11 protein-coding genes, 5 pseudogenes and 1 riboswitch are annotated in these 21,281 nt (G+C 53.3%); of the genes and pseudogenes, 3 read left to right on the top strand and 13 right to left on the bottom strand.

The genetic code is table 11. The features are described from left to right. Positions 1 to 11: 11 nt before the first annotated feature. Genes apaG through lptD form a run of 5 tightly spaced genes read right to left on the bottom strand, consistent with a single transcriptional unit; the run spans position 12 to position 5,943 of the window. Positions 12 to 389 carry a Co2+/Mg2+ efflux facilitator ApaG/CorD gene (gene apaG / locus KQP84_RS18685; protein WP_215847660.1) on the bottom strand — a complete coding sequence of 126 codons (378 nt, stop codon included), beginning with the start codon at positions 387 to 389 and terminating at the stop codon, positions 12 to 14. Positions 390 to 391: 2 nt separating this feature from the next. Continuing rightward, positions 392 to 1,213: a 16S rRNA (adenine(1518)-N(6)/adenine(1519)-N(6))-dimethyltransferase RsmA gene (gene rsmA, locus KQP84_RS18680; RefSeq protein ID WP_215847659.1), complete on the bottom strand. Its 822-nt coding sequence runs from the start codon at positions 1,211 to 1,213 to the stop codon at positions 392 to 394. Then, positions 1,206 to 2,198 (bottom strand): 4-hydroxythreonine-4-phosphate dehydrogenase PdxA, encoded by a 993-nt coding sequence (gene pdxA / locus KQP84_RS18675; protein ID WP_215847658.1) that lies wholly within the window; start codon positions 2,196 to 2,198, stop codon positions 1,206 to 1,208. The genes rsmA and pdxA overlap by 8 nt, the downstream gene beginning before the upstream one ends. Beyond that, positions 2,188 to 3,483 (bottom strand): peptidylprolyl isomerase SurA, encoded by a 1,296-nt coding sequence (surA, locus tag KQP84_RS18670; protein WP_215847657.1) that lies wholly within the window; start codon positions 3,481 to 3,483, stop codon positions 2,188 to 2,190. The genes pdxA and surA overlap by 11 nt, the downstream gene beginning before the upstream one ends. 54 nt (positions 3,484 to 3,537) lie before the next feature. Next, a complete protein-coding gene (gene lptD / locus KQP84_RS18665) occupies positions 3,538 to 5,943 on the bottom strand; it encodes an LPS assembly protein LptD (RefSeq protein ID WP_215847656.1) in 2,406 nt (801 codons plus the stop codon). A 146-nt stretch (positions 5,944 to 6,089) separates the two neighbouring features. On the opposite strand from lptD, the gene djlA reads away from it, so the two are divergent. Further along, a complete protein-coding gene (gene djlA, locus KQP84_RS18660) occupies positions 6,090 to 6,899 on the top strand; it encodes a co-chaperone DjlA (RefSeq protein ID WP_215847655.1) in 810 nt (269 codons plus the stop codon). A gap of 179 nt (positions 6,900 to 7,078) precedes the next feature. On the opposite strand, the pseudogene rluA reads toward djlA, so the two are convergent. The 3 pseudogenes from rluA to polB all read right to left on the bottom strand — a co-directional run bounded on the left by rluA (position 7,079) and on the right by polB (position 13,186). Next, positions 7,079 to 7,730, bottom strand: a pseudogene (gene rluA, locus KQP84_RS18655) (bifunctional tRNA pseudouridine(32) synthase/23S rRNA pseudouridine(746) synthase RluA). A gap of 36 nt (positions 7,731 to 7,766) precedes the next feature. Beyond that, positions 7,767 to 10,672, bottom strand: a pseudogene (gene rapA / locus KQP84_RS18650) (RNA polymerase-associated protein RapA). Between the two features lie 148 nt (positions 10,673 to 10,820). Further along, positions 10,821 to 13,186, bottom strand: a pseudogene (polB, locus tag KQP84_RS18645) (DNA polymerase II). Positions 13,187 to 13,352: 166 nt separating this feature from the next. Here polB and KQP84_RS18640 point away from each other — a divergent pair. Further along, on the top strand, positions 13,353 to 14,117 hold the full coding sequence (locus tag KQP84_RS18640; protein ID WP_215847654.1) for a DedA family protein: 765 nt from the start codon (positions 13,353 to 13,355) through the stop codon (positions 14,115 to 14,117). Here the strand turns inward: KQP84_RS18640 and thiQ are convergent. The 4 genes and pseudogenes from thiQ to sgrR form a co-directional block, all read right to left on the bottom strand. After that, on the bottom strand, positions 14,114 to 14,815 hold the full coding sequence (gene thiQ, locus KQP84_RS18635) for a thiamine ABC transporter ATP-binding protein ThiQ (RefSeq protein WP_215847653.1): 702 nt from the start codon (positions 14,813 to 14,815) through the stop codon (positions 14,114 to 14,116). The genes KQP84_RS18640 and thiQ overlap by 4 nt on opposite strands. Continuing rightward, positions 14,799 to 16,409 (bottom strand): thiamine/thiamine pyrophosphate ABC transporter permease ThiP, encoded by a 1,611-nt coding sequence (thiP, locus tag KQP84_RS18630; protein ID WP_215847652.1) that lies wholly within the window; start codon positions 16,407 to 16,409, stop codon positions 14,799 to 14,801. The genes thiQ and thiP overlap by 17 nt, the downstream gene beginning before the upstream one ends. After that, positions 16,385 to 17,370, bottom strand: a pseudogene (thiB, locus tag KQP84_RS18625) (thiamine ABC transporter substrate binding subunit). The gene thiP and the pseudogene thiB overlap by 25 nt, the downstream one beginning before the upstream one ends. Before the next feature lie 47 nt (positions 17,371 to 17,417). Beyond that, positions 17,418 to 17,522: riboswitch (TPP riboswitch) on the bottom strand. A gap of 35 nt (positions 17,523 to 17,557) precedes the next feature. After that, positions 17,558 to 19,217, bottom strand: a pseudogene (gene sgrR, locus KQP84_RS18620) (HTH-type transcriptional regulator SgrR). Positions 19,218 to 19,474: 257 nt separating this feature from the next. Between sgrR and KQP84_RS18615 the strand changes: the two are divergent. Continuing rightward, positions 19,475 to 20,641: an MFS transporter gene (locus KQP84_RS18615; protein ID WP_215847651.1), complete on the top strand. Its 1,167-nt coding sequence runs from the start codon at positions 19,475 to 19,477 to the stop codon at positions 20,639 to 20,641. Between the two features lie 32 nt (positions 20,642 to 20,673). On the opposite strand, the gene leuD is transcribed toward KQP84_RS18615, so the two are convergent. Beyond that, complete coding sequence (gene leuD, locus KQP84_RS18610; protein ID WP_215847650.1) at positions 20,674 to 21,279, bottom strand: 3-isopropylmalate dehydratase small subunit; 606 nt, start codon at positions 21,277 to 21,279, stop codon at positions 20,674 to 20,676. Between the last annotated feature and the right edge of the window lie 2 nt (positions 21,280 to 21,281).

The raw sequence follows: 21,281 nt of genomic DNA, 5'->3' as shown, positions 1-21,281 counted from the left end.
GTGAAAGCATATCAATGAATGTGAGTTTGAATCGCGAGGCGGAATACCGGGATGTCAACGTGAAACGCATCGCCCTGTTCGTCGACCATCACGTAATGGCCCTGCATGGTGCCCATCGACGTTTCCAGCACCGCGCCGCTGGTGTATTGATATTCACCACCCGGTGCAATGTGTGGCTGTTCACCAATCACGCCTTCACCCTGAACTTCGGTTTCACGACCATTACCATTGGTGATTAACCAATAACGACCCAGCAATTGTACGGAAGAACGGCCCATATTGCGGATGGTAACCGTGTAAGCAAAGACGTAACGCTCATCATCCGGGGAAGATTGTGATTCCACATACAGGCTTTGCACATGGACATGCACGCGGGCCGTTTCACTCATGACTACTCCTGCGCTTCATCCTGATGGTTCGCCAGCCAGTTTGCTAACTGGCAATACTGCGCGACCGAAACGTTTTCAGCACGCAATGTCGGGTCGATAGAGAGTTCTTCTAGTGCACCCGCCGCCACCATATGATTGAGGCTATTACGCAGCGTCTTACGGCGCTTACCAAACGCTTCGGTAGTAATGCGGCTCAGTAAACGCACGTCACTAACCGGATGCTGCGGCTCAGTATACGGAACTAAACGCACGACGGCAGAATCCACTTTAGGCGCCGGCGTAAACGATTCTGGCGGCACTTCAAGTACTGGAATGATCTGGCAATAATATTGCGCCATAACGCTCAGGCGACCATACGCTTTACTGCCCGGACCCGCGACTAAACGGTTCACCACTTCTTTTTGTAACATGAAGTGCATGTCTTTAATCGAACCAGTATAGCTGAAAAGGTGAAACATCAGCGGAGTCGAAATATTGTACGGCAAGTTGCCAAACACGCGCAGCGGCTGACCTCTTTCTTCTGCCAGCGCGGCAAAGTCGAATTTCATGGCATCTTGCTGAAAAATGGTCAGCTTCGGCCCAAGAAAGGGATGAGTCTGCAGACGTGCAGCCAGATCGCGATCCAACTCCACAACCGTCAAGCTATCGAGACGTTCGCCTACTGGCTCGGTTAATGCACCCAAGCCGGGCCCGATTTCCACCAGCGCCTGATCGCGCTGCGGATGAATAGCGGAGACAATGCTCTCGATAATGTACTGATCGTTCAGGAAGTTCTGCCCGAAACGTTTACGGGCGAAGTGCCCCTGATGGACGCGATTATTCATTACTGCTCTTGATCATAGTGATGGCGAGGTTAAGCGCCGTGATGAAGCTGCCCGGTTCTGCCTGTCCCAGCCCGGCTAACTCTAGCGCGGTGCCGTGATCGACTGAAGTCCGGATAAAGGGCAAACCGAGAGTGATATTCACCGCACGACCAAACCCCTGAAATTTTAGCACCGGTAGACCTTGATCGTGATACATCGCCAGCACCGCATCCGCATTTTGCAGATATTTTGGCTGGAACAAGGTATCTGCGGGCAGAGGACCGGTAAGCTGCATGCCCCGCTGGCGTAATTCGTTGAGAGCAGGAATGATCGTATCGATCTCTTCCCGTCCCATATGGCCTCCTTCGCCCGCATGCGGGTTAAGGCCACAGACGAAAATATGCGGCTGGGCAATCGCAAATTTTTGCTGCAAATCGTGATGCAAAATGGTGATGACTTCGTGCAGGCTGTCACGGGTAATGGCAGCTGAGACATCTTTTAGCGGCAAATGCGTGGTGGCTAAGGCAACGCGTAACTCTTCCGTCGCTAACATCATTACAACGCGATGACTCCCCGCGCGATCGGCGAAGAATTCGGTGTGACCGGTAAAAGCAATACCAGCGTCGTTAATCACACCTTTGTGCACCGGGCCAGTGATCAACGCGGCAAACTCACCCTTCAGACACCCATCGCAAGCGCGCGCCAGCGTAGCCAGTACATATTCGCTATTGGCAACACATAACTCGCCGGGTTTAACCGGCTGTGGCGTTTCAATCGGTAGCACGGTTAGCGTGCCGGCCTGCTGCGGTTGTGCCGCAACGCCAGGCTGGTAATCACGCAAGGTCAGCGGCAGCCCAAGCTGGGCGGCACGCTGACGCAGTAAATCGGGCGAGGCGCACACCACCAATTCAACCGGCCAGTTTTGCTGGGCCAGTTGAATGGTGAGGTCAGGACCAATCCCGGCGGGTTCGCCGGGGGTGATCGCTACACGGAAATTACTGAGCATTGTTGTCCAAAATCTTCACGTAAGCACCGGCGCGTTGTTCCTGCATCCAGGTTTGTGCTTCTTCAGCAAATTTACGGTTGAACAGCAGACGGTAAGCACGCTCTTTCTGGGCCGCATCGGTTTTATCAACCTGTCGCGTGTCCAGCAACTGAATCAAGTGCCAGCCGAACGAAGAGTGAACCGGTTGGCTAGTCTGGCCTTTTTGCAGGCGCAGCAACGCATCGCGGAACGCAGGATCGAACGCTTCTGGCGAACTCCAGCCCAAGTCGCCGCCCTGGTTCGCAGAACCCGGATCGTCAGAGAACTGTTTCGCTGCAGCAGCAAAAGTGGTTTTACCACTGCTGATATCGGAAGCAATCTGTTGCAGCTTGGCGCGTGCTTGATCCTCTGTGAGGATCGGAGACGGTTTCAGCAGGATGTGGCGTGCATGCACTTCCGTCACAGAGATATTTTTGCTCTCGCCACGCAGGTCATTCACTTTCAGGATATGGAAGCCCACACCGGAACGAATCGGACCCACGATATCGCCTTTCTTGGCGGTAGCCAGCGCCTGCGCAAACAGGGTCGGTAACTCTTCGATTTTACCCCAACCCATGTTGCCGCCTTTCAGCGCTTGTGAATCTGCGGAGTAGGTTACTGCCATTTTGCCGAAGTCAGCACCGCTTTTCAGCTCGCCCACCAGCTGTTTCGCCAGCGTTTCTTGATCATCAACCTGCTGCTGCGTCGGGTTTTCTGATAATGGCAGCAAAATATAGCTGACGTTCAGCTCGGTGCCTTGGGTGTTTTGCGAGGCGATTTGCGTCGACAGCGTGTCCACTTCCTGAGGCAAAATCGTTACGCGACGGCGCACTTCATTGTTACGCACTTCGGTGATCAGCATCTCTTTGCGGATTTGCGCACGGTAAGTGTTGTAGTTCATACCATCATACGCCAGGCGGCTACGCAGCTGATCGACACTCATCTTGTTCTGACTGGCAATATTTTGAATCGCCTGATCCAACTGCTGATCGGTGATCTGCAGGCCAGCTTTTTCACCCATTTGCAGCAGAATGTTGTCCATGATCTGACGCTCAAGAATCTGATGGCGCAACGTTTTATCGTCTGGCAATTGCTGACTCGCCTGCTGCGCCTGAGATTTGACCGTGCTCATCATGCTATCCACGTCACTCTCAAGAACTACGCCGTTATTGACCACGGCTGCAACTTTATCAACCACTTGTGGTGCTGCGAACGCGGTGTTGGCAGTTATCGCCACACCAAGAATCAGCATTCTCCAGTTCTTCATACTTTATCCATTGTTGTTTCCGCACTGCGGGATTGCCTGTCAAACATCACAACATCAAAAAGCGCGCTGGTAAGGGATGATGCCCTGACGCAACATTTGGTTGGTTCCTAAGCCATAGTTGGAACTCAAACCACGCAGCTCTATGTTGAATGAGATTTGGTTGTCGTACTTGCTGTCGTTGTTTTCCCAACCGTTGATTTTGCGCTCGTAACCCAGGCGAATAGCATAACAGCATGAGCTGTATTGCAGGCCAACCAGCTGTGATGCCGGTTTGCTGTTGCGCGTGTCGTAGTAATAAGCACCTACCACAGACCATGCATCAGCAATCGGCCAACTGCCGGTTGCACCGACCTGAGAAATCCCGTTTTTGTAGATCGGGTTGGTAATCAGGTTGGCATTGTTCAACGCGCTTGCGACGTATTCCGGGCTGCTGTAGCGGTAGCTCAGCTGCACCATACGATCGGCATCACGGCGATATTCCAGCACCGCATTCCCCTGAGAGACGTTATCCAGGCGAGTATCATATTGCACCCCGCCGCGAACGCCCCAACGATCGCTAACCTTCCAGTATGTATCACCTGCCCAAATCAGGCTGCCGGTGTCATCTTCTTCACTGGTTTGATTAACGCCAGTGCGTGAAGGGGTAAACGAGTAGATTTGACCTACGGAAGCGTTAAAACGTTCAACCAGATCGTTATCATAAATACGCGTCGTCACACCGGTTGCTACTTCATTGGCTGAAGCGATACGATCCAGGCCGCTGTAAGTGCGGTCGCGGAACAAACCGGTATAGTCGGTTTGTAGCAGCGTGGAGTCGTACGGATAGATATCGCTTTGGTCGCGGTAAGGGATATAAAGGTACTGAACGCGCGGTTCCAGCGTTTGGGTATAGCCTTCCGCCCAATTCATATCGCGGTCAAACACCAGACGACCATCGACTTTCAATTGTGGCATGGTGCGGTTGACGGATTCTTTCAACTGATTGACGCGAGTGGTATCAATCGAGTTGTTGTAGTAATCGACATCTTTCTGCTGATAGTGCGTCGCAAGGAATTTCGCTTCAGTATCAAGACTTGCCCAACCATTAGACAGCGGCAGATCCAGCGTCGGCTCAATATGCAGGCGCGTAGCTTCGGGATAGCGATCGCTGACGTTGGTAAACTTCACCGCTTGCGCATAAATACGCCCATCAAACGGACCCATATCATTTTGATAGAAATTGAGGTCCAACTGCGGCATTGCGCGGTAAACGTTGTTGCTGTTGGTGTTACCGAAAACCTGGAAGTCTTTGGTCGACAGCGTCGCATCCCAGTTGGTATCCGCATAACCCGCACTGAATTTTTGCGTGGCGTAACCGTCGGTTGAGCTGTAGTACGTCGAGTCAAGATCGTTGAAGTAGTACTGATCGCTGACTTTGGTGTAGTTGGCATTGAAGCGCCAATGCTGATCGTAAACACCAGAATGACGCCAGTAGAACAGCCAGCGGTCTGAACTGTCATTTTGCGCGATGCCGCGTACCGCTTTGTCGTTATTGTATTGATCGTCTGAAGCCAGATAATCAAACTCAACCAAGCCTGCGCCCGCCTGCGTCAAATAACGGAATTCGTTCTGCAATTGCAGGCCGCGCTTGCTCATATAGTGCGGCGTGATGGTGGCATCCGCTTGCGGCGCGATGTTCCAGTAATAAGGCAGAATAAATTCAAAGCCGTTGCTGCTGCCATATTTTGCGTTAGGGATCAGGAAGCCGGAGCGGCGACGATCGCCAATCGGCAATTGCAAATAAGGGCTGTAGAAAACCGGCACGGAACCCAGCTTAAAGCGGGCATTCCAAATCTCAGCCACTTCTTCTTCACGGTCCTGAATCACTTCAGAACCGACCACGCTCCAGCTGTTTGAGCCAGGCAAGCAAGAGGTAAAGCTGCCATTTTCTAAAATGGTGTAACGGTTATTACCGCGCAGTTTCATTTGGTCGGCGGTGCCGCGGCCCTGACGTCCCACCATTTGGTAGTCGCCATTCCAGACATTGGTGTCTTTGCTGTTCAGATTCGACCAAGCTTTCGGACCTTTCAGGATGACCTGATTATCGTCGTAGTGCACATTACCCAAGGCATCGACGGTACGCACCGGTGTGGTTTGTCCATCTTGCTGGCGTTGATGAAGTTGCACTTCATCCGATTGCAGTCGGCCATTGCCTTGTTCAATGTTCACATTGCCAGTGAATACCGCGTCGTCAGGATAATTACCCTTGGCAGAATCCGACTTGATGGTCACAGGCAGCTCATTGGTGGTGCCTGTCACCAAAGGACGGTTATAGCTCGGCACGCCTAACATACACTGCGACATCAAATCGTCGGCGAGGGCATGCTGACTGGTAAGGGCTGCACCAATCAAGGTGGCCAGCAGGGTAGGTATACGTTTTTTCATACGCGGTATCGAGAATTCCATGAAAACTGGCATCATGCCGACAATCCGGTCAGAGACTAACTTACTGCCCGGCGTTGCGCCAGTGTTAATCCGTGTCTGCCCGCGTTGCCGTTAGGCGCTGAGATAAATGACAGGTATGATAATGCAATTTTCAGCCGCAAGCATGGCGAATTGAGGAGTTTATGCGCTACTGGGGAAAAGTTGTGGGTCTGCTATTAGGATTGATTTCCGGTGCAGGCTTTTGGGGCATTGTGATCGGTTTGATCATTGGCCACATGATAGATAAAGTTCGCGGTGCTCAGGGCAAGGCTTACTTCTCAAATAATCAAACGCGTCAAACGCTGTTCTTCAGTACCACTTTTCAGGTAATGGGCCATTTAACCAAGTCAAAAGGGCGCGTGACCGAAGCCGATATTCAGATTGCTTCTTTATTAATGGAGCGCATGCAGCTTCATGGCGAATCGCGTACCGCTGCGCAACGCGCCTTTCGCGAAGGCAAGCAGGGCGACTATCCGCTGCGCAGTAAGCTGCGTGAGTTCCGCAGCGCCTGTTTTGGCCGCTTCGATCTGATTCGGATGTTTCTGGAAATACAAATTCAGGCGGCGTTTGCTGATGGTTCGCTGCATCCCAACGAGCGCCAGGTACTGTATGTCATTGCAGAAGAACTGGGTATTTCCCGCACTCAGTTTGATCAGTTCCTTCGTATGATGGAAGGCGGTCAGCAATTTGGTGGTGGGCAAGGCTCTTCTTACGGCGGTTTTCAGCAGCAACGCGGTCCGACTCTGGAAGATGCGTGCAGTGTGTTAGGCGTTAAGAGTAGTGATGATATCACCATCATCAAGCGTGCCTATCGCAAGTTAATGAGTGAACACCATCCTGACAAACTGGTGGCGAAAGGTTTACCGCCAGAAATGATGGAGATGGCGAAGCAGAAAGCGCAGGAAATCCAGGCGGCTTATGATTTGATTCGTAAGGAAAAGGGTTTTAAGTAGTCGTTGTTTTCTCGCCTTAATTCTCTTGAGTGCGAGGTAATTTGTCCCCCAGCTCAATCTTTTTGAGTGCGAGGTAATTTGTCCCCACCTCAATCCTCCCCACACGTGGGGAGGATTGAGGTGGGGACAGCGCGCAGAGGCCAACACAGCGCGCAGAGGCCAACGCAGTGCGCAAAAGGTTAAAAATCCGCCGGCTGGCGAAACGTCATTGCGTTACCAAATTTTGGATGCGTAATGGTCAGTGATTCCGCATGCAGCAGCAGTCTTGGTGCCATCGCTTTGGCTTCCGGGTGCGCATAGAAGTTATCCCCCAGAATCGGATGTCCCAGCGCCAGCATATGTACACGCAGCTGGTGCGAACGTCCGGTAATCGGCTTCAGTGAAACGCGCGCTGTTGTTAGCGAAATACTCCACCACCTGATATTCGGTTTGCGCAGATTTGCCGGTTTCAAAACAGACCTTCTGCTTCGGACGATTAGGCCAGTCGCAAATCAGCGGCAAATCCACTAATCCTTTCTCTTCCGTTGGATGTCCCCACACGCAAGCTACATAGGTTTTCGACGGCTCGCGTTCGCGAAACTGACGCTTCAATTCGCGTTCAGCCGCTTTGGTCAAGGCCACCACAATCACGCCGCTGGTGGCCATGTCGAGACGATGTACCGATTCTGCCTGCGGGAAGTCACGCTGAATGCGCGTCATTACGCTGTCTTTGTGCTCTTCCAGCCGACCGGGCACGGAAAGCAGGCCGCTGGGTTTATTCACCACCATAATGTGATCATCCTGATAAAGGATGTGCAGCCACGGTTCAAGCGGTGGATTGTAAGGTTCCATGCTATTTTCCAAAAAAGGGCCGCGCGGCCCTGAATTTTATTGGTGGGTAACGACAATTAAGCGCAGCGCATCCAGGCGCCAGTTGGCCTGATCAAGATGCTCCAGCACTTGCTGACGATTGCTTTCCAGCGCCTCAATCTCATCTTCACGAATATTGGGGTTAACCGCTTTCAGCGCTTCAAGACGTGACAACTCTGAGCCCAGTTTTTCGTCAGCTTCACGACGGGCAGCATCAATCACCGCGCGCGCTTCACTGACTACTTTCTCTTCGGCCTGCGTCAGAATTTCGTGTACATCTTGCTGCACCGCGTTCACCAGCTTGCTGCCGGTATGACGATTAACGGCATTTAGCTGACGGTTAAAGCTTTCAAACTCAACTTTGCCCGCCAGGTTGGTGCCGTTGCGATCCAGCAACAAACGGAGTGGCGTTGGCGGCAGGAAGCGAGTCAGCTGTAGGTTTTTGGGCGCCTGCGCTTCGACCACATAAATCATCTCAACCAGCAAAGTGCCGACCGGCAGCGCTTTGTTCTTCAGTAAAGAGATTGCGCTGCTGCCGGTATCACCGGAAAGAATCAAATCAAGGCCGTTGCGGATCAGTGGATGTTCCCAGGTAATGAACTGCGTATCTTCGCGGGACAACGCCTGGTCGCGGTTAAAGGTGATGGTGCAGCCATCTTCTGGCAAACCTGGGAAATCGGGCACCAGCATGTGATCGGATGGTGTCAGCACGATCAGGTTGTCGCTGCGATCTTCCTGATTAATACCGACGATATCAAACAGGTTAAGCGCAAAGCTCACCAGATCGGTGTCGTTGTCCTGTTCAGCAATCGCATTCGCCAACGCCTGCGCAGATTCGCCACCGTTGGAATTCAGCTCCAGCAAGCGGTCGCGACCCTGTTCCAGCTGTGATTTCAAGGCGTCATGCTGCTTGCGGCATTCAACGATAAATTCGTCGAACCCTTCGTTGTTCTCAGGTGCCGCAAGGTAGTTAACCAGCTGCGAATGCACGCTATCGTAAATGGTACGACCGGTGGGGCAAGTGTGCTCAAACGCATCCAGCCCTTCGTGATACCAGCGCAATAACACCGCCTGCGCGGTTTTTCCAGCCACGGCACCAGAATCTGGATGTCATGCATCTGACCAATACGATCCAGACGACCAATACGCTGCTCCAGCAAATCGGGATTTGAGGGCAGATCGAACATCACTAAACGATTGGCGAACTGGAAGTTACGGCCTTCAGAACCGATTTCCGAACACAGCAGCACCTGCGCACCATTCTCTTCAGAGGCGAACCAGGCCGCTGCGCGGTCACGTTCAATGATTGACAAACCTTCGTGGAATACCGCAGCGCGGATGCCTTCGCGTTCACGCAGAACCTGCTCCAGTTGCAGCGCGGTGGCGGCTTTAGCACAAATCACCAGCACTTTTTCTTTGCGGTTGCTGGTGAGATAACCCATCAGCCATTCTACGCGGGGGTCGAAGTTCCACCAGGTACCGCTGTCGCCTTCAAACTCCTGATAAATCTGTTCAGGATAAAGCAGGTCACGGGCGCGCTCTTCAGCACTTTTACGGGTTCCCATGATGCTGGAAACTTTGATCGCCGTTTGATACTGCGCAGGCAGCGGCAAGCGAATTTGATGCAGTTCGCGTTTCGGGAAGCCTTTTACGCCATTACGCGTGTTACGGAACAGCACGCGGCTGGTGCCGTGGCGATCCATCAACATTGAAATCAGTTCTTTGCGTGCATCTTGTTTGCCGTCGCGGTCGCTGTTAGCTACCTGAAGCAGCGGTTCGATATCCTGCTCGCCGACCAGATCGCTGATGCTGTTCATCTGCTCTTGAGAAATGGACTGATCTGCCAGCAATGAGGAAACCGCATCGGCCACCGGGCGGAAATGCTGTTGCTCTTCAACAAACAGAGCGAAGTCATGGAAGCGATCCGGATCGAGCAGGCGAAGGCGCGCAAAGTGGCTTTCCATTCCCAACTGCTCTGGCGTCGCGGTTAACAGCAACACGCCCGGCGTTTTTTCGGCTAACTGCTCAATCACCTGATATTCACGGCTTGGCTCACCTTCGGACCACGCCAGATGGTGCGCTTCGTCCACTACCAGCAGATCCCACTCAGCCTCAGACAGCAGCTCAAGACGCTGTTTATTGCGGCGAACAAAGTCGAGTGAGCAGATAATAAGCTGCTCAGTTTCAAAAGCATTATCGCTGTCATGCTGCGCTTCGGTGTAGCGATCATCATCAAACAGCGCAAAACGCAGGTTAAAGCGGCGCAGCATCTCAACCAGCCATTGGTGTTGCAGGGTTTCCGGTACCACAATCAACACGCGTTCAGCGCGACCAGCCAGCAGTTGCTGCTGAATGATCATCCCGGCTTCAATGGTTTTACCCAAGCCAACTTCATCAGCCAGCAGCACGCGCGGTGCATGACGACGACCGACATCGTGAGCAATGTGCAGCTGATGCGGAATCAGGTTAGTACGCATACCGCGCAGTCCGCTGGTCGGCAGACGATATTGCTCGCTGTGGTATTTGCGGGCGCGGAAGCGCAGGGCAAAGCGATCCATGCGATCGAGCTGTCCGGCGAACAGGCGATCCTGGGGTTTACTGAACACCAGCTTGCTGTCGAGAAACACTTCACGCAGCATCACGTCGGCCTCTTCAGTATCGAGGCGCATGCCGATATAGGTCATCAGGTCATTTTCGTTGCGGACTTCATCCACTCGCATCTGCCAGCCTTCATGGCTGGTGATGGTATCGCCCGGATTGAAGATGACGCGAGTAACCGGCGAATCGTTGCGGGCGTAGAGGCGGTTTTCGCCTGTGGCCGGGAAAAGCAGCGTAATCATGCGCGTATCGATCGCGACGATCGTTCCCAAACCCAGTTCACTTTCCGTATCACTAATCCAGCGCTGACCTAATGTAAAAACCATATATTTTTTAGCTCGAATTTTTTAACGTTTTTGAAGGTGTTCCCAACTCCAGGGCAATAGCATGTCATCCAAACGATAAGGTCTGGTGAACGTGTCAGAGCGGTGAGTTTTGGGAAGGGCGCTATGGTACTGGATGGCAGGGCATTCGTCACCTGTCAAAAAGTCCCAACTGACCGTTTATAAGTGTAGCAAAGTCGCCGTCGACGAAAGGTAAAATGCCATCGGCCACCGGTTGTAACTGCTTGCTAACGTAATGATCGTAGTCGAGTGGCGTAATCCGCGCCTCCAGCGGCTCCGGGCCTGCAGTGGCAATCACGTAGCGAATGCGCCCGCCATTTTGGTACTGTAAAGGTCGTCCCAGCTTGCGATTCTCTTCATCAGCGATGCGCGCAGCGCGTACATGCGGCGGCACGTTACGTTCATACTCTTTTAACGGACGACGCAGGCGTTTTTTGTAAATCAGCTGATCGTCCAGCTCACCCGCCAGCAGTTGCGCCACTGTTTCACGAATATAATCCTGCCAGGGTTCGCGACGAAAGATGCGGCTGTATAACGCTTGCTGAAACTGCTGCGCCAGCGGCGTCCAGTCGGTGCGCACCGATTCCAGACCTTTAAATACCATGCGCTCGCTAGCGCCTTCGCGGATCAATCCCGCGTAGCGTTTTTTACTGCCTTGCTCGGCACCGCGAATGGTGGGCATCAAAAAGCGGCAAAAATGACTCTCGTACTCCAGCTCTAATGCGCTGTTAAGCCCATATTCGCTTTGCAGATGCTCGCGCCACCAGATATTAACCTTTTCTGTCAGCTGTCGGCCAATCGCGGCCGCCTGCTCTTCGCTGTGCGCTGTCTTCAACCAGACGAAGGTGGAATCGGTATCGCCGTAAATAACGTCGTAACCTTCAGCCTCAATCAATTCACGCGTTTGCTGCATGATGGCGTGCCCGCGTAGCGTAATCGATGAGGCCAGACGAGGATCAAAGAAGCGGCAGGCGCTGGTGCCGAGTACGCCATAGAACGCATTCATGATGATTTTCAGCGCCTGCGACAGCGGCTTGTTGCCCTGTTTTTAGCCGCTTCGCGTCCTTGCCAGATCTGCTCAACGATTGCCGGTAAACAGTGCGTCTGGCGTGAAAAACGTGCTTCGCGGAAACCAGCAACCGAATCGGTATCGTTTGGATGCGCTAATCCTTCCACCAACCCGACCGGATCGATCAGGAAGGTGCGAATAATCGAGGGATAAAGGCTTTTATAGTCGAGCACCAATACTGAGTCATACAAGCCGGGACGCGAATCCATCACGTAGCCGCCAGGGCTGGCTTCGGGGGCTACGTCGCCTAAGTTTGGCGCGACAAAGCCCGCACGGTGCATGCGCGGAATATAAAGATGACCAAATGCTGCCACCGATCCACCGTGACGATCCACCGCCAAACCGTTTACCGCCGCTCGTTCCAGCAAAAATGGCATGATCTCTGTTTTGTGGAAGATGCGTGTCACCAGTTCACAATCTTTCAGGTTGTAACGCGCCAGCGCCGGTTTATCGTTGGCAAAACGCCAGTTAATCTCTTCCATGCGCTGCCAGGGATTGTTGATCGCTTTCCCTTCGCCCAATAGCTGTTGCGAGACAGATTCCAGGCTAAATGAAGGAAAATCCCAGAAGGCGGATTTCAGCGCGTCGATGCCATCAATAATCAGGCGGCCAGTTGCCTGAGCGAAAAAAACGCCAGGCTTAAAGCCATGTTCGCGCCATTCCAGCGGGGCTTGTTGACGCCCAAGGCGCAGCGGAATGCCGTAACGATCGGCATGTTTTTGCAGCATACGCAGGTCAAATTGCACCACGTTCCAACCAATAATTACATCGGGGTCATGTTGTGCAAACCAATGATTAAGCGCTTCCAGCAGTTGTGGGCGGCTTTCCAGATAGATCAGCTCAAAGTCGAGTTGGCTGGCATCGCTGTTGGGCGGCCCAAGCATGTAAACCTGACGCTGTCCGCAACCTTCGAGTCCAATGCAGTAAAGTTCGCCATGCTGAGTGGTTTCAATATCCAGCGAGACCCATTTCAGCGGAGGACGATAATCGGGATGCGGCTTCAGGCGCGTGTTCACGACGCTTTCACCTTGCTGATCACCGCTGAACCAGACGGGCGCAGTGATAAAGCGCTCCATCAGAAAGCGCTCTGGCGGGCGAATATCCGCTTCGTAAATTGGAATGCCGTTTTCCCGCAGCTTTTTCTCAATCCACTGTAACTGGCGATTCTGCCGACAATAGAGGCCAAACACTGGGCGACGGCGGAAGTCTTTCAATTCCAGCGGCTGAATGCGTACGTGTCGTTCATCCTTTATCAGCGCTTCAACCTGCGCCTGATAATCGCAAGGGATAAAGGCGACCGACTCTTGCACCGGCAGTACAACGCGCTGTGGACCGTCATCGGTTGCCAGCCAGAAAATGATTTCGGTGCCTTGTGCGCTGTCGCGCCAGTGTCGGGTGAGCAGGAAACCTGCGCGTGGCATATTCACACTCTCTCCAGAAAGCCGGATTCGGGATGGGCAGTGAGCAAAGTATAACATGGATATTTATACAGTTCTCGCGGCTGGCTTTTGTCAATATCAGCGTACAATTCTTGCCTTGACGCTTCGATGCAGGCTCAGGACAATCCAGCCTTGTGCTTTTTTAAGGAAGGTTATGGAAGCCTGGGTTCAACACCTTTTTACACAGTCGCTGGAATGGGCGCTGTTTGCCGTTGCAATGGTGACGTTTCTTGAATCACTGGCGTTTGTGGGATTATTACTGCCGGGTACGGTTTTGATGGCCAGCCTCGGCGCGTTGGTGGGTAGCGGACAAATTGGTCTCTATCCTGCCTGGGCGGCGGGTTTTGCTGGATGCTTGATTGGTGACTGGGTTTCCTATGGCATTGGCTGGAAATTTCAGGGGCCGCTGCATCGCTGGAAATATATTCAAAAATACAAAGGATTGCTGGATAAAACCGAGCATGCACTGCATCAGCACAGTATGTTCACCATTCTGGTGGGGCGCTTTGTTGGGCCAACGCGTCCGCTGATTCCGCTTGCCGCAGGCATGTTGGAGTTGCCGGTGCGCAAGTTCCTGCCGCCCAATCTCATTGGCTGTATTTTGTGGCCGCCGCTGTACTTGCTGCCAGGTATTTTAGCAGGCGTGGCCATTGACGTGCCGAAAGCGGCGCAGGGCGGTAACTTTAAGTGGCTGCTGCTGTTAGTGGCGATTATCGCGTGGCTCGGATTTTGGCTCTGCTGGCGCTGGTGGCGCAGCGGTAAAAGTCAGGATTGGGCAACAGCGTATCTGCCGCCACAACGCTTGCGTTGGTTAGCACCGCTTGGATTTGCTATCGCGGTAGGCGCATTGGTGGCGATTCAGTTCCACCCCATGATGCCCATTTTCCTGCACTTGTTAGGGCAAGTTTTCTTTAATTAACGGCGCGGGATGCCGAGCACATCGGCTTCCCGTGTTTCTCCCGACAGCAACTGCTGCGTTGCGCCATCCCAGTAAACCCGACCATCCACAATGACCACGCTGCGCGGCGCAATTTGCTGCGCATCTTCCAGGCTGTGCGACACCATAAGTAAGGTAATGTTGCGTGTCTCACACACTGAACTCACCAGTTGCAGCATCTCTCCACGCAAGGCGGGATCGAGGGCTGAAAAGGGTTCATCCAGCAGCAGAACCGGGCGATCGCGCAGTAAGCAACGTGCCAGCGCAACACGCTGACGTTGCCCACCGGAAAGCTGGCCCGGCAAGCGCGTAAGCAGATCGCTTAACCCAACCTGTGTTGCAATAGCCGCCAGTTGTTGTTGTTGGGTGGCATTTAGCTTCAAGCCTGGATTCAGCCCCAGCGCCATGTTCTGCTGTACGTTGAGGTGTGGAAACAGGTTGTTCTCCTGAAACAGCATCGAAACCGGACGCTTTGCGGGCACGCTGCGCGTGTGATCTTTGCCATCAATCTCCAGCATTCCCTGACTGACCGGTAAAAATCCGGCAATCAGGCTCAGCAACGTACTTTTACCTGCGCCGCTGGGGCCAAGAATCGCCAGACGTTCGCCACGTTGCGCAGTCAGGCTGAAACGCATCGGCAAGTGGTGATACAGGTAAGTGAGGTTATTCAGAGTCAGCATGGTGGCCCGGTAATTTTTCCATCAGAGTAAACAGCAACAGGCAAAGTAACAGCAGCAGCAGGGCGGTAACTGCTCCGTCTGCGCCACGATAAGAACCAATTTGTTGATACAGGTAGAACGGTAAGGTGCGGAAATCTGCGCTACCAAACAGCGCAACCACGCCAAAATCTCCGATCGATAACACGCAGGCAAAGGCCAGTGCCTGAGCTAAAGGTCGCTTCAGGGCGCGCAGTTCAATCAGACGTAGTCGATTCCAGCCCTGGATACCCAACGAATTGCACAGGTTTGCGTAGCGCTCAGCGATATCGCGCATGGGGTTTTCCAATACTTTCAGGGCGTAGGGAATGGAAATCAGTGCGTTAGTGAATATCACTAAACCGTCAGCGGAAGTGGGCAAGCCAATGGTGGCGTTGAACAGCAGGAAAAAGCCGGTCGCCAGCACGATACCGGGCATCGCCAGAATCAACATACCGCTGGTATCTATGATCTGTGCGGCCACGTTGCGTTGGCGCATACGCAATTCACGGCTGCTCCACAGCAGCATCATAGTCAGCAGCACGCAAAGCAGGCCAGCACCCAGCGCGATACGCAGCGAAGTGAATGTGGCCTGCCACAGCGCCGGTTGTGCCAACGCCCCGCGCAGGCCGCCATGCAATCCATCCACGATGACTGCCAGCAGCGGTGGTAACAGCAGCAGCAGCGCCAACACAATCAAGGCAAAATCACTCACGCGAGCAAGCAGGGAATCTTGCGGATCGCGCCAGCCGCGCAGTTGACTGATGCCAGCGGGAATGGCCTTGCTAAAACGCTGGCTGAGCAAAACTAAAGTCAGGCAGCAGGTGAGCTGTATCAGTGCCAGCAATGCTGCGCGCCCCGGATCGTAGTCATAACTCAGCGCCTGAAAAATGGCGAGTTCAATGGTGGTGGCTTGCGGCCCGCCGCCCAGCGACAACACGGTAGCAAAGCTGGCAAAGCAGAGCATAAATATCAGCGCGCCGGTCGGCAGCAACTGACGGCGCAGCCACGGCCATTCCAGCAGGCGGAAATGGTGCCAGCCGCGCAAATTAAGCTGCGCGGCCAGTTGCCGCTGCTCGGCCGGGATGCTTTCTAACGCCTGCAACATCAAACGCGTTGCCAGCGGCAAATTGAAAAACACATGTGCCAGCAGAATACCTTGCAGGCCGTACGGCGAAAAAGCGTAATCGATATTAAAAAACTGGCACAACTGCGCCAACCAGCCGACGCGACCATAGACCGTAAGCAAGCCAAATACCGCGACCAAAACCGGCAGAACCAGCGTCATGGCGCACAGCCGCAGCAATAATTGGCGGCCAGGAAAGCGCCGCCGGTAAAGTGCGCGCGCGAGCGCAATCGCAGGCAGGAGCGACAACAGCGCAGAAAGCAGCGCCTGACCAAAGGAGAAGCCGATAACGTGATGGAGATAGTCGTCCTGCAATACGCTGCGCCAGTCCGTATCAGGCGCAGCGATCCACAGCGAGGAAAACGCCAGCAGCGCCACACTGCACAGCAGCAGCGTGGCGAGCGAACCGGGAATCAACCAGAGCGGAATTAACGGCTGACGGCGCGTTGCCATGCATTAATCCATTCTGAGCGGTGATCGGCGACATCTTGCGATGAGAATTGCAGCGCAGTATTTGGCACGCTCAACGATGAAAATCCTGCCGGTAAATCAGTTTTGATTACGGGATACATCCAGTTACCGGTTGGAATCGCGTTCTGGAAGGCGGGCGACACCATGAACTGCATGAACTGTTGCGCCAGTTTGGGTTGTTTGCTGCTGGCAAGCTGAGCCGCAACTTCAACCTGCAAATAATGGCCTTCGGCAAACGACGCAGCGGCGTAATTCTCTTTTTCTCTTCGATGATGTGGTAAGCAGGCGAGGTGGTGTAACTCAACACCAGATCACCTTCACCTTTCAGGAACAGACCGTAAGCTTCGCTCCAACCTTTGGTGACAGTAACGGTTTTCTGCGCCAGCTTCTGCCAGGCCTGCGGTGCCTGATCGCCATACACTTTTTGCATCCACAGCAGCAAGCCTAAACCCGGCGTGCTGGTACGCGGGTCTTCATAAATGACGCGCCACTTCTCTGGACTATCAACCAGTTCTTTCAGGCTTTTAGGCGGATTTTTGAGTTTATTTTTGTCATAGACAAAGGCGAAGTAGCCGTAATCGAAGGGCACAAAGGTTTTATCTTGCCAGCCATCGGGTAACTGTAGCTTGCTGGTGTCAACGTCGCTGGGCGCAAACAGACCCGTTTTTTGTGCCGCCTGCACCAAATTGTTATCCAGCCCTAATACCACGTCGGCTTTGCTGTTCTTGCCTTCCATGCGCACGCGATTCAGCAGCGACACGCCATCTTCCAGCGCGACGAATTTCAGTTCGCAATTGCACTGCGCTTCAAAGGCTTTTTTCACCGCTGGGCCAGGGCCCCAATCGGCTGAGAATGAATCGTAGGTATAAACGGTTAAGGTCGGTTTGGCAGCAAAGACGGGCGCTGACAGCAGCAGCAGCAGAGACAGACATTTTTTTAACACTTTGCGCTCCTTAAGGAGAATTGTTATATGAGTCGCAAAGGATCTGAGCACGTTGGCCTCTCAAATCCCTACGTCGGTATTAACCGAATCAGGTTCGACGGGTATATCTCAGCTCATTGCGACAATCGCAAGCGGCACCCCGTTGAGAACGAGTCATTCTAGTCATTTCATCGCCGGGGCGAAAGGATCACAGCTCCGGCGGCGCGAACCAGGCGGATTTAAAATCAAACCAGCCCAGCGTATTCATGCGCACGCCACGCATACTGCGTTCTCCTTCCAGCAGCAGCCAGTGATGAAACAGCGGATGCAACCCGCCTTCCTCGACCAAGCGCTTGCTCCATTCGGCAAGCGGCAGCGCTTTTTCACGCCAGCGTGCGGCATCGCTGTGCCAGTCAATGGGCAGGCAATGATGCAGCAACGGCACCTCATAGAGCTGAGCAAACAGTGAATATTCCAGCGGCAGGGTGAAATTGACGCTGCCCAGCCAGATATCGCTTTCAGCCTCGCCCTGATGCCAGCTTTCATAGCTGACTTCACACGTTTCAAGCGTTACGCCATGTTGCGCTAATAAAGGGCGTAGCGCATTAGCGATGCCTTCGTGCTCAACGTGTTGGCTATACCAGGTGAGCGTCAGGCTTTTCAGCCCAGCTGGTTTCTCAACGGGCGTTAAGTCACGGCGATGGTGCCAGCGCGGCAGCAAACCGTAAGCGGGAAACCAGTAGCGCTGATAGCCAGCGCTCGCATGATTGAGCAGGGCAATAGGATTAAATAAATAGCTGACCCAGCGGCGAATCGCCTCGTTGCGACCTTTTTCTGATCGCTGATCGAATAGCAAATAATAACATCCCTCTTCGAGCCGACTCTCTTCCTGCTTTTCATCAACGGTGTCGCCCTGCAAACGTACGCCTGAATAAACCAGTTCGTCGCTGATCTCAGGCAATACCCAAATTGAGACGTCATCGATCAGGGCGCGAAAGCCAAAGTAGTCATCAAACGCTTCGATTTTCAGCTGGCTTTGCTGATTGCGCACCACGCTGTAAGGGCCAGTCCCCTTAGGCTGGCGAGCGAAATCACGCTGCTCGGGCCATTCACGCGGCAGAATCATGGCGCTCACGCTGCCAAGTAACCAAGGTAACCAGTCGTCGGGCTGGCTTAGCGTGATATCCAGCGTCCAGGGGCGGGCGAGGTGATGAGTTGGAAATGTGAAAACAGCGGCTGATCACGCAGGCGTTCAAGACTGCCGATGACATCAGCCATTTCTAATTCGCGACCGTGGTGAAAGCGGATAGCCGGGCGTAAAAAAAGCGCCAGTGCAGCGGCGATGTTTGCTGCCAGTGGTGCGCAATATCCGCCTCGATTTCCCCGTTTTCCTCATTTATTCGCGTCAGCCCACTAAAGATTTGTCGTGCCAAATGCGTCTCTGAGCGGCGCAGCGGCGATCCAGGCAGCAGATTGAGTAACGGGCGGTAATAAAGCACGCGAAGAATATGTTTGCCCTGGCGGAAACTGCGGCCCAGATGCGCGCTGATCATCTGTCGCACCTGATTTTTATCGCCGACCAGTTGCACCAGTTGATCGATACGATCCTGCTCCAGCAAATCTTCTGCCCGCTGCTGCTGTAGCGCGAGTCCGGTATAACAAAAAGTCAGCTGTGAACGCTTGCCGCGCCCGGCTTCAGCTTGCCAGGTTAGCCATCCAGCATCTTGCATAGCGTTAAGTAAATTACGCATATGACGGCGAGAGCAATGCAGTAAATCCGCCAGTTCACTCAGCGTGGTTTCTTGCGTCTGGCCCTGGCAACTTTGCCACAGGCGAATGAATTGCTGTTTAAGGCGTGATGAGGACATAAAAGAGGAACTCCCTGTAAAAAGCGCTCTGTTTTTCCTGCCTCATATTAGAGGCAAACTGAACCTCATTGGAAGAGCGGGAGGCATTCAGCAATGAATGGCGCTCAACCATGATCGCGCAGCGATGCGGGATCCTTTCTGAGTAGGGTGCAATTACACCGCCAGCAGGATTTTATCTGCTGGCTTTTTTCGTGTTGCGCTGTATCGTCTACCCTTGTTTTTTTCCTCGGTTTTTTCATTCTGTTAGGGATTTCGGCATGAAGTCGCAGCGTCGCATCAATCCGGTTTATCTCGCGTTTATGGTGGCATCGTTCATGATTGGCGTAGCCGGTGCATTACAAGCACCCACGCTCAGCTTGTTTTTGACGCGTGAAGTGCAGGCGCGGCCGTTTTGGGTTGGGCTGTTTTTTACCATTAATGCCGTGGCCGGGATTGTGGTGAGTATGCTGGTAGCCAAGCGCTCAGACAGCGTCGGTGATCGCCGTCACATCATTCTGTTTTGTTGTCTGATGGCGCTGTGTAATGCCATTTTGTTTGCCTTCACGCGTCATTATTTCACACTGATTACGCTGGGCGTGCTGCTGTCAGCGCTGGCCAGCGTCTCCATGCCACAGATTTTTGCGCTGGCGCGAGAATATATTGACCATTCCGCGCGCGAAGCAGCGATGTTCAGTTCGGTAATGCGTGCGCAGATATCACTGGCTTGGGTGATTGGGCCGCCGCTGTCGTTTGCACTGGCGCTCAACTATGGCTTTGTCACGCTGTTCATGGTGGCGGCAGCGCTGTTCTTTATCTGCATCCTCCTTATTTGGTTTACCTTGCCTTCGGTGCCACGCGCTGATTCGCTGATGCACAGCGGCGGCATGCCGATCAGCGGTTGGCGCAACCGCGATGTCAGGCTGCTGTTTATCGCCTCCGTGACAATGTGGACCTGCAATACCATGTATATTATCGATATGCCGCTCTATATCAGCAGCACGCTGGGCTTACCGGAAAAGCTGGCGGGGTTATTGATGGGAATGGCGGCAGCACTGGAGATTCCAGTGATGTTACTGGCTGGCTATTGCGCTAAACGCGTCGGTAAACGCAACCTGATGCTGATCGCGGTAGCGGCAGGTATTCTGTTCTATCTCGGACTGGTATTGTTTAGTTCGCGCCATGCGTTGCTGATTTTGCAGCTGTTTAATGCAGTATTTATCGGCATCATTGCCGGAATAGGCATGCTGTGGTTTCAGGATTTAATGCCAGGACGACCGGGCGCAGCCACCACTATGTTCACTAATTCTATTTCCACCGGCATGATTTTGGCGGGATTGATTCAGGGAACCTTGAGCGAACGCTTTGGACATATCTCAATATATTGGCTGGCGTTAGGGCTGGCTATTGCCTCTTTTGCCATGTCGGCGCGGGTACGCAACGTATAAGAAAAGGGCGACTAAATCGTCGCCCTTAATGATTAACGCAGGAAAGCGGGCTGCTTCTGCTCATAATCAGAGATCGAGGCTTCGTGCTGAAGCGTCAGGCCAATGCTGTCGAGACCATTGATCATGCAGTGACGACGGAAACTGTCGAGCTCAAACGGATACGTTTTATCGCCTGCGGTCACGGTTTGCGCTTCAAGATCAACAGTGAAACGGATGCCTGGCTGTGCAGCGACCAGTTTAAACATCTCATCGACTTCTTCATCGCTGAGCTTTACCGGCAGCAGCTGATTGTTAAAGCTATTGCCGTAAAAGATATCGGCAAAACTGGGTGCAATCACCACGTGAAAACCGAAATCTGTTAGCGCCCAAGGTGCGTGCTCACGTGACGATCCACAGCCAAAGTTTTCACGCGCCAGTAAAATACTGGTGCCTTTGAATTCGGGCTTGTTCAACACGAAGCTGGCAGTCGGTACGGTGCCGGCATCATCTTCAAAGCGCCAATCGTGAAACAGGTGCTGACCAAAACCGGTACGCGTAACTTTCTGCAAAAACTGCTTAGGGATGATCGCGTCGGTATCGACGTTTGCCGCATCCAGCGGCGCAACAATCCCGGTGTGTTGGGTAAATTTATTCGCCATGA

Origin of the sequence: Candidatus Pantoea bituminis, from assembly GCF_018842675.1 — a bacterium.
Lineage (GTDB): Bacteria > Pseudomonadota > Gammaproteobacteria > Enterobacterales > Enterobacteriaceae > Pantoea > Pantoea phytostimulans.
Note: the sequence above shows the minus strand (reverse complement) of the source record. Positions and strands in the feature narration are given on the sequence as shown.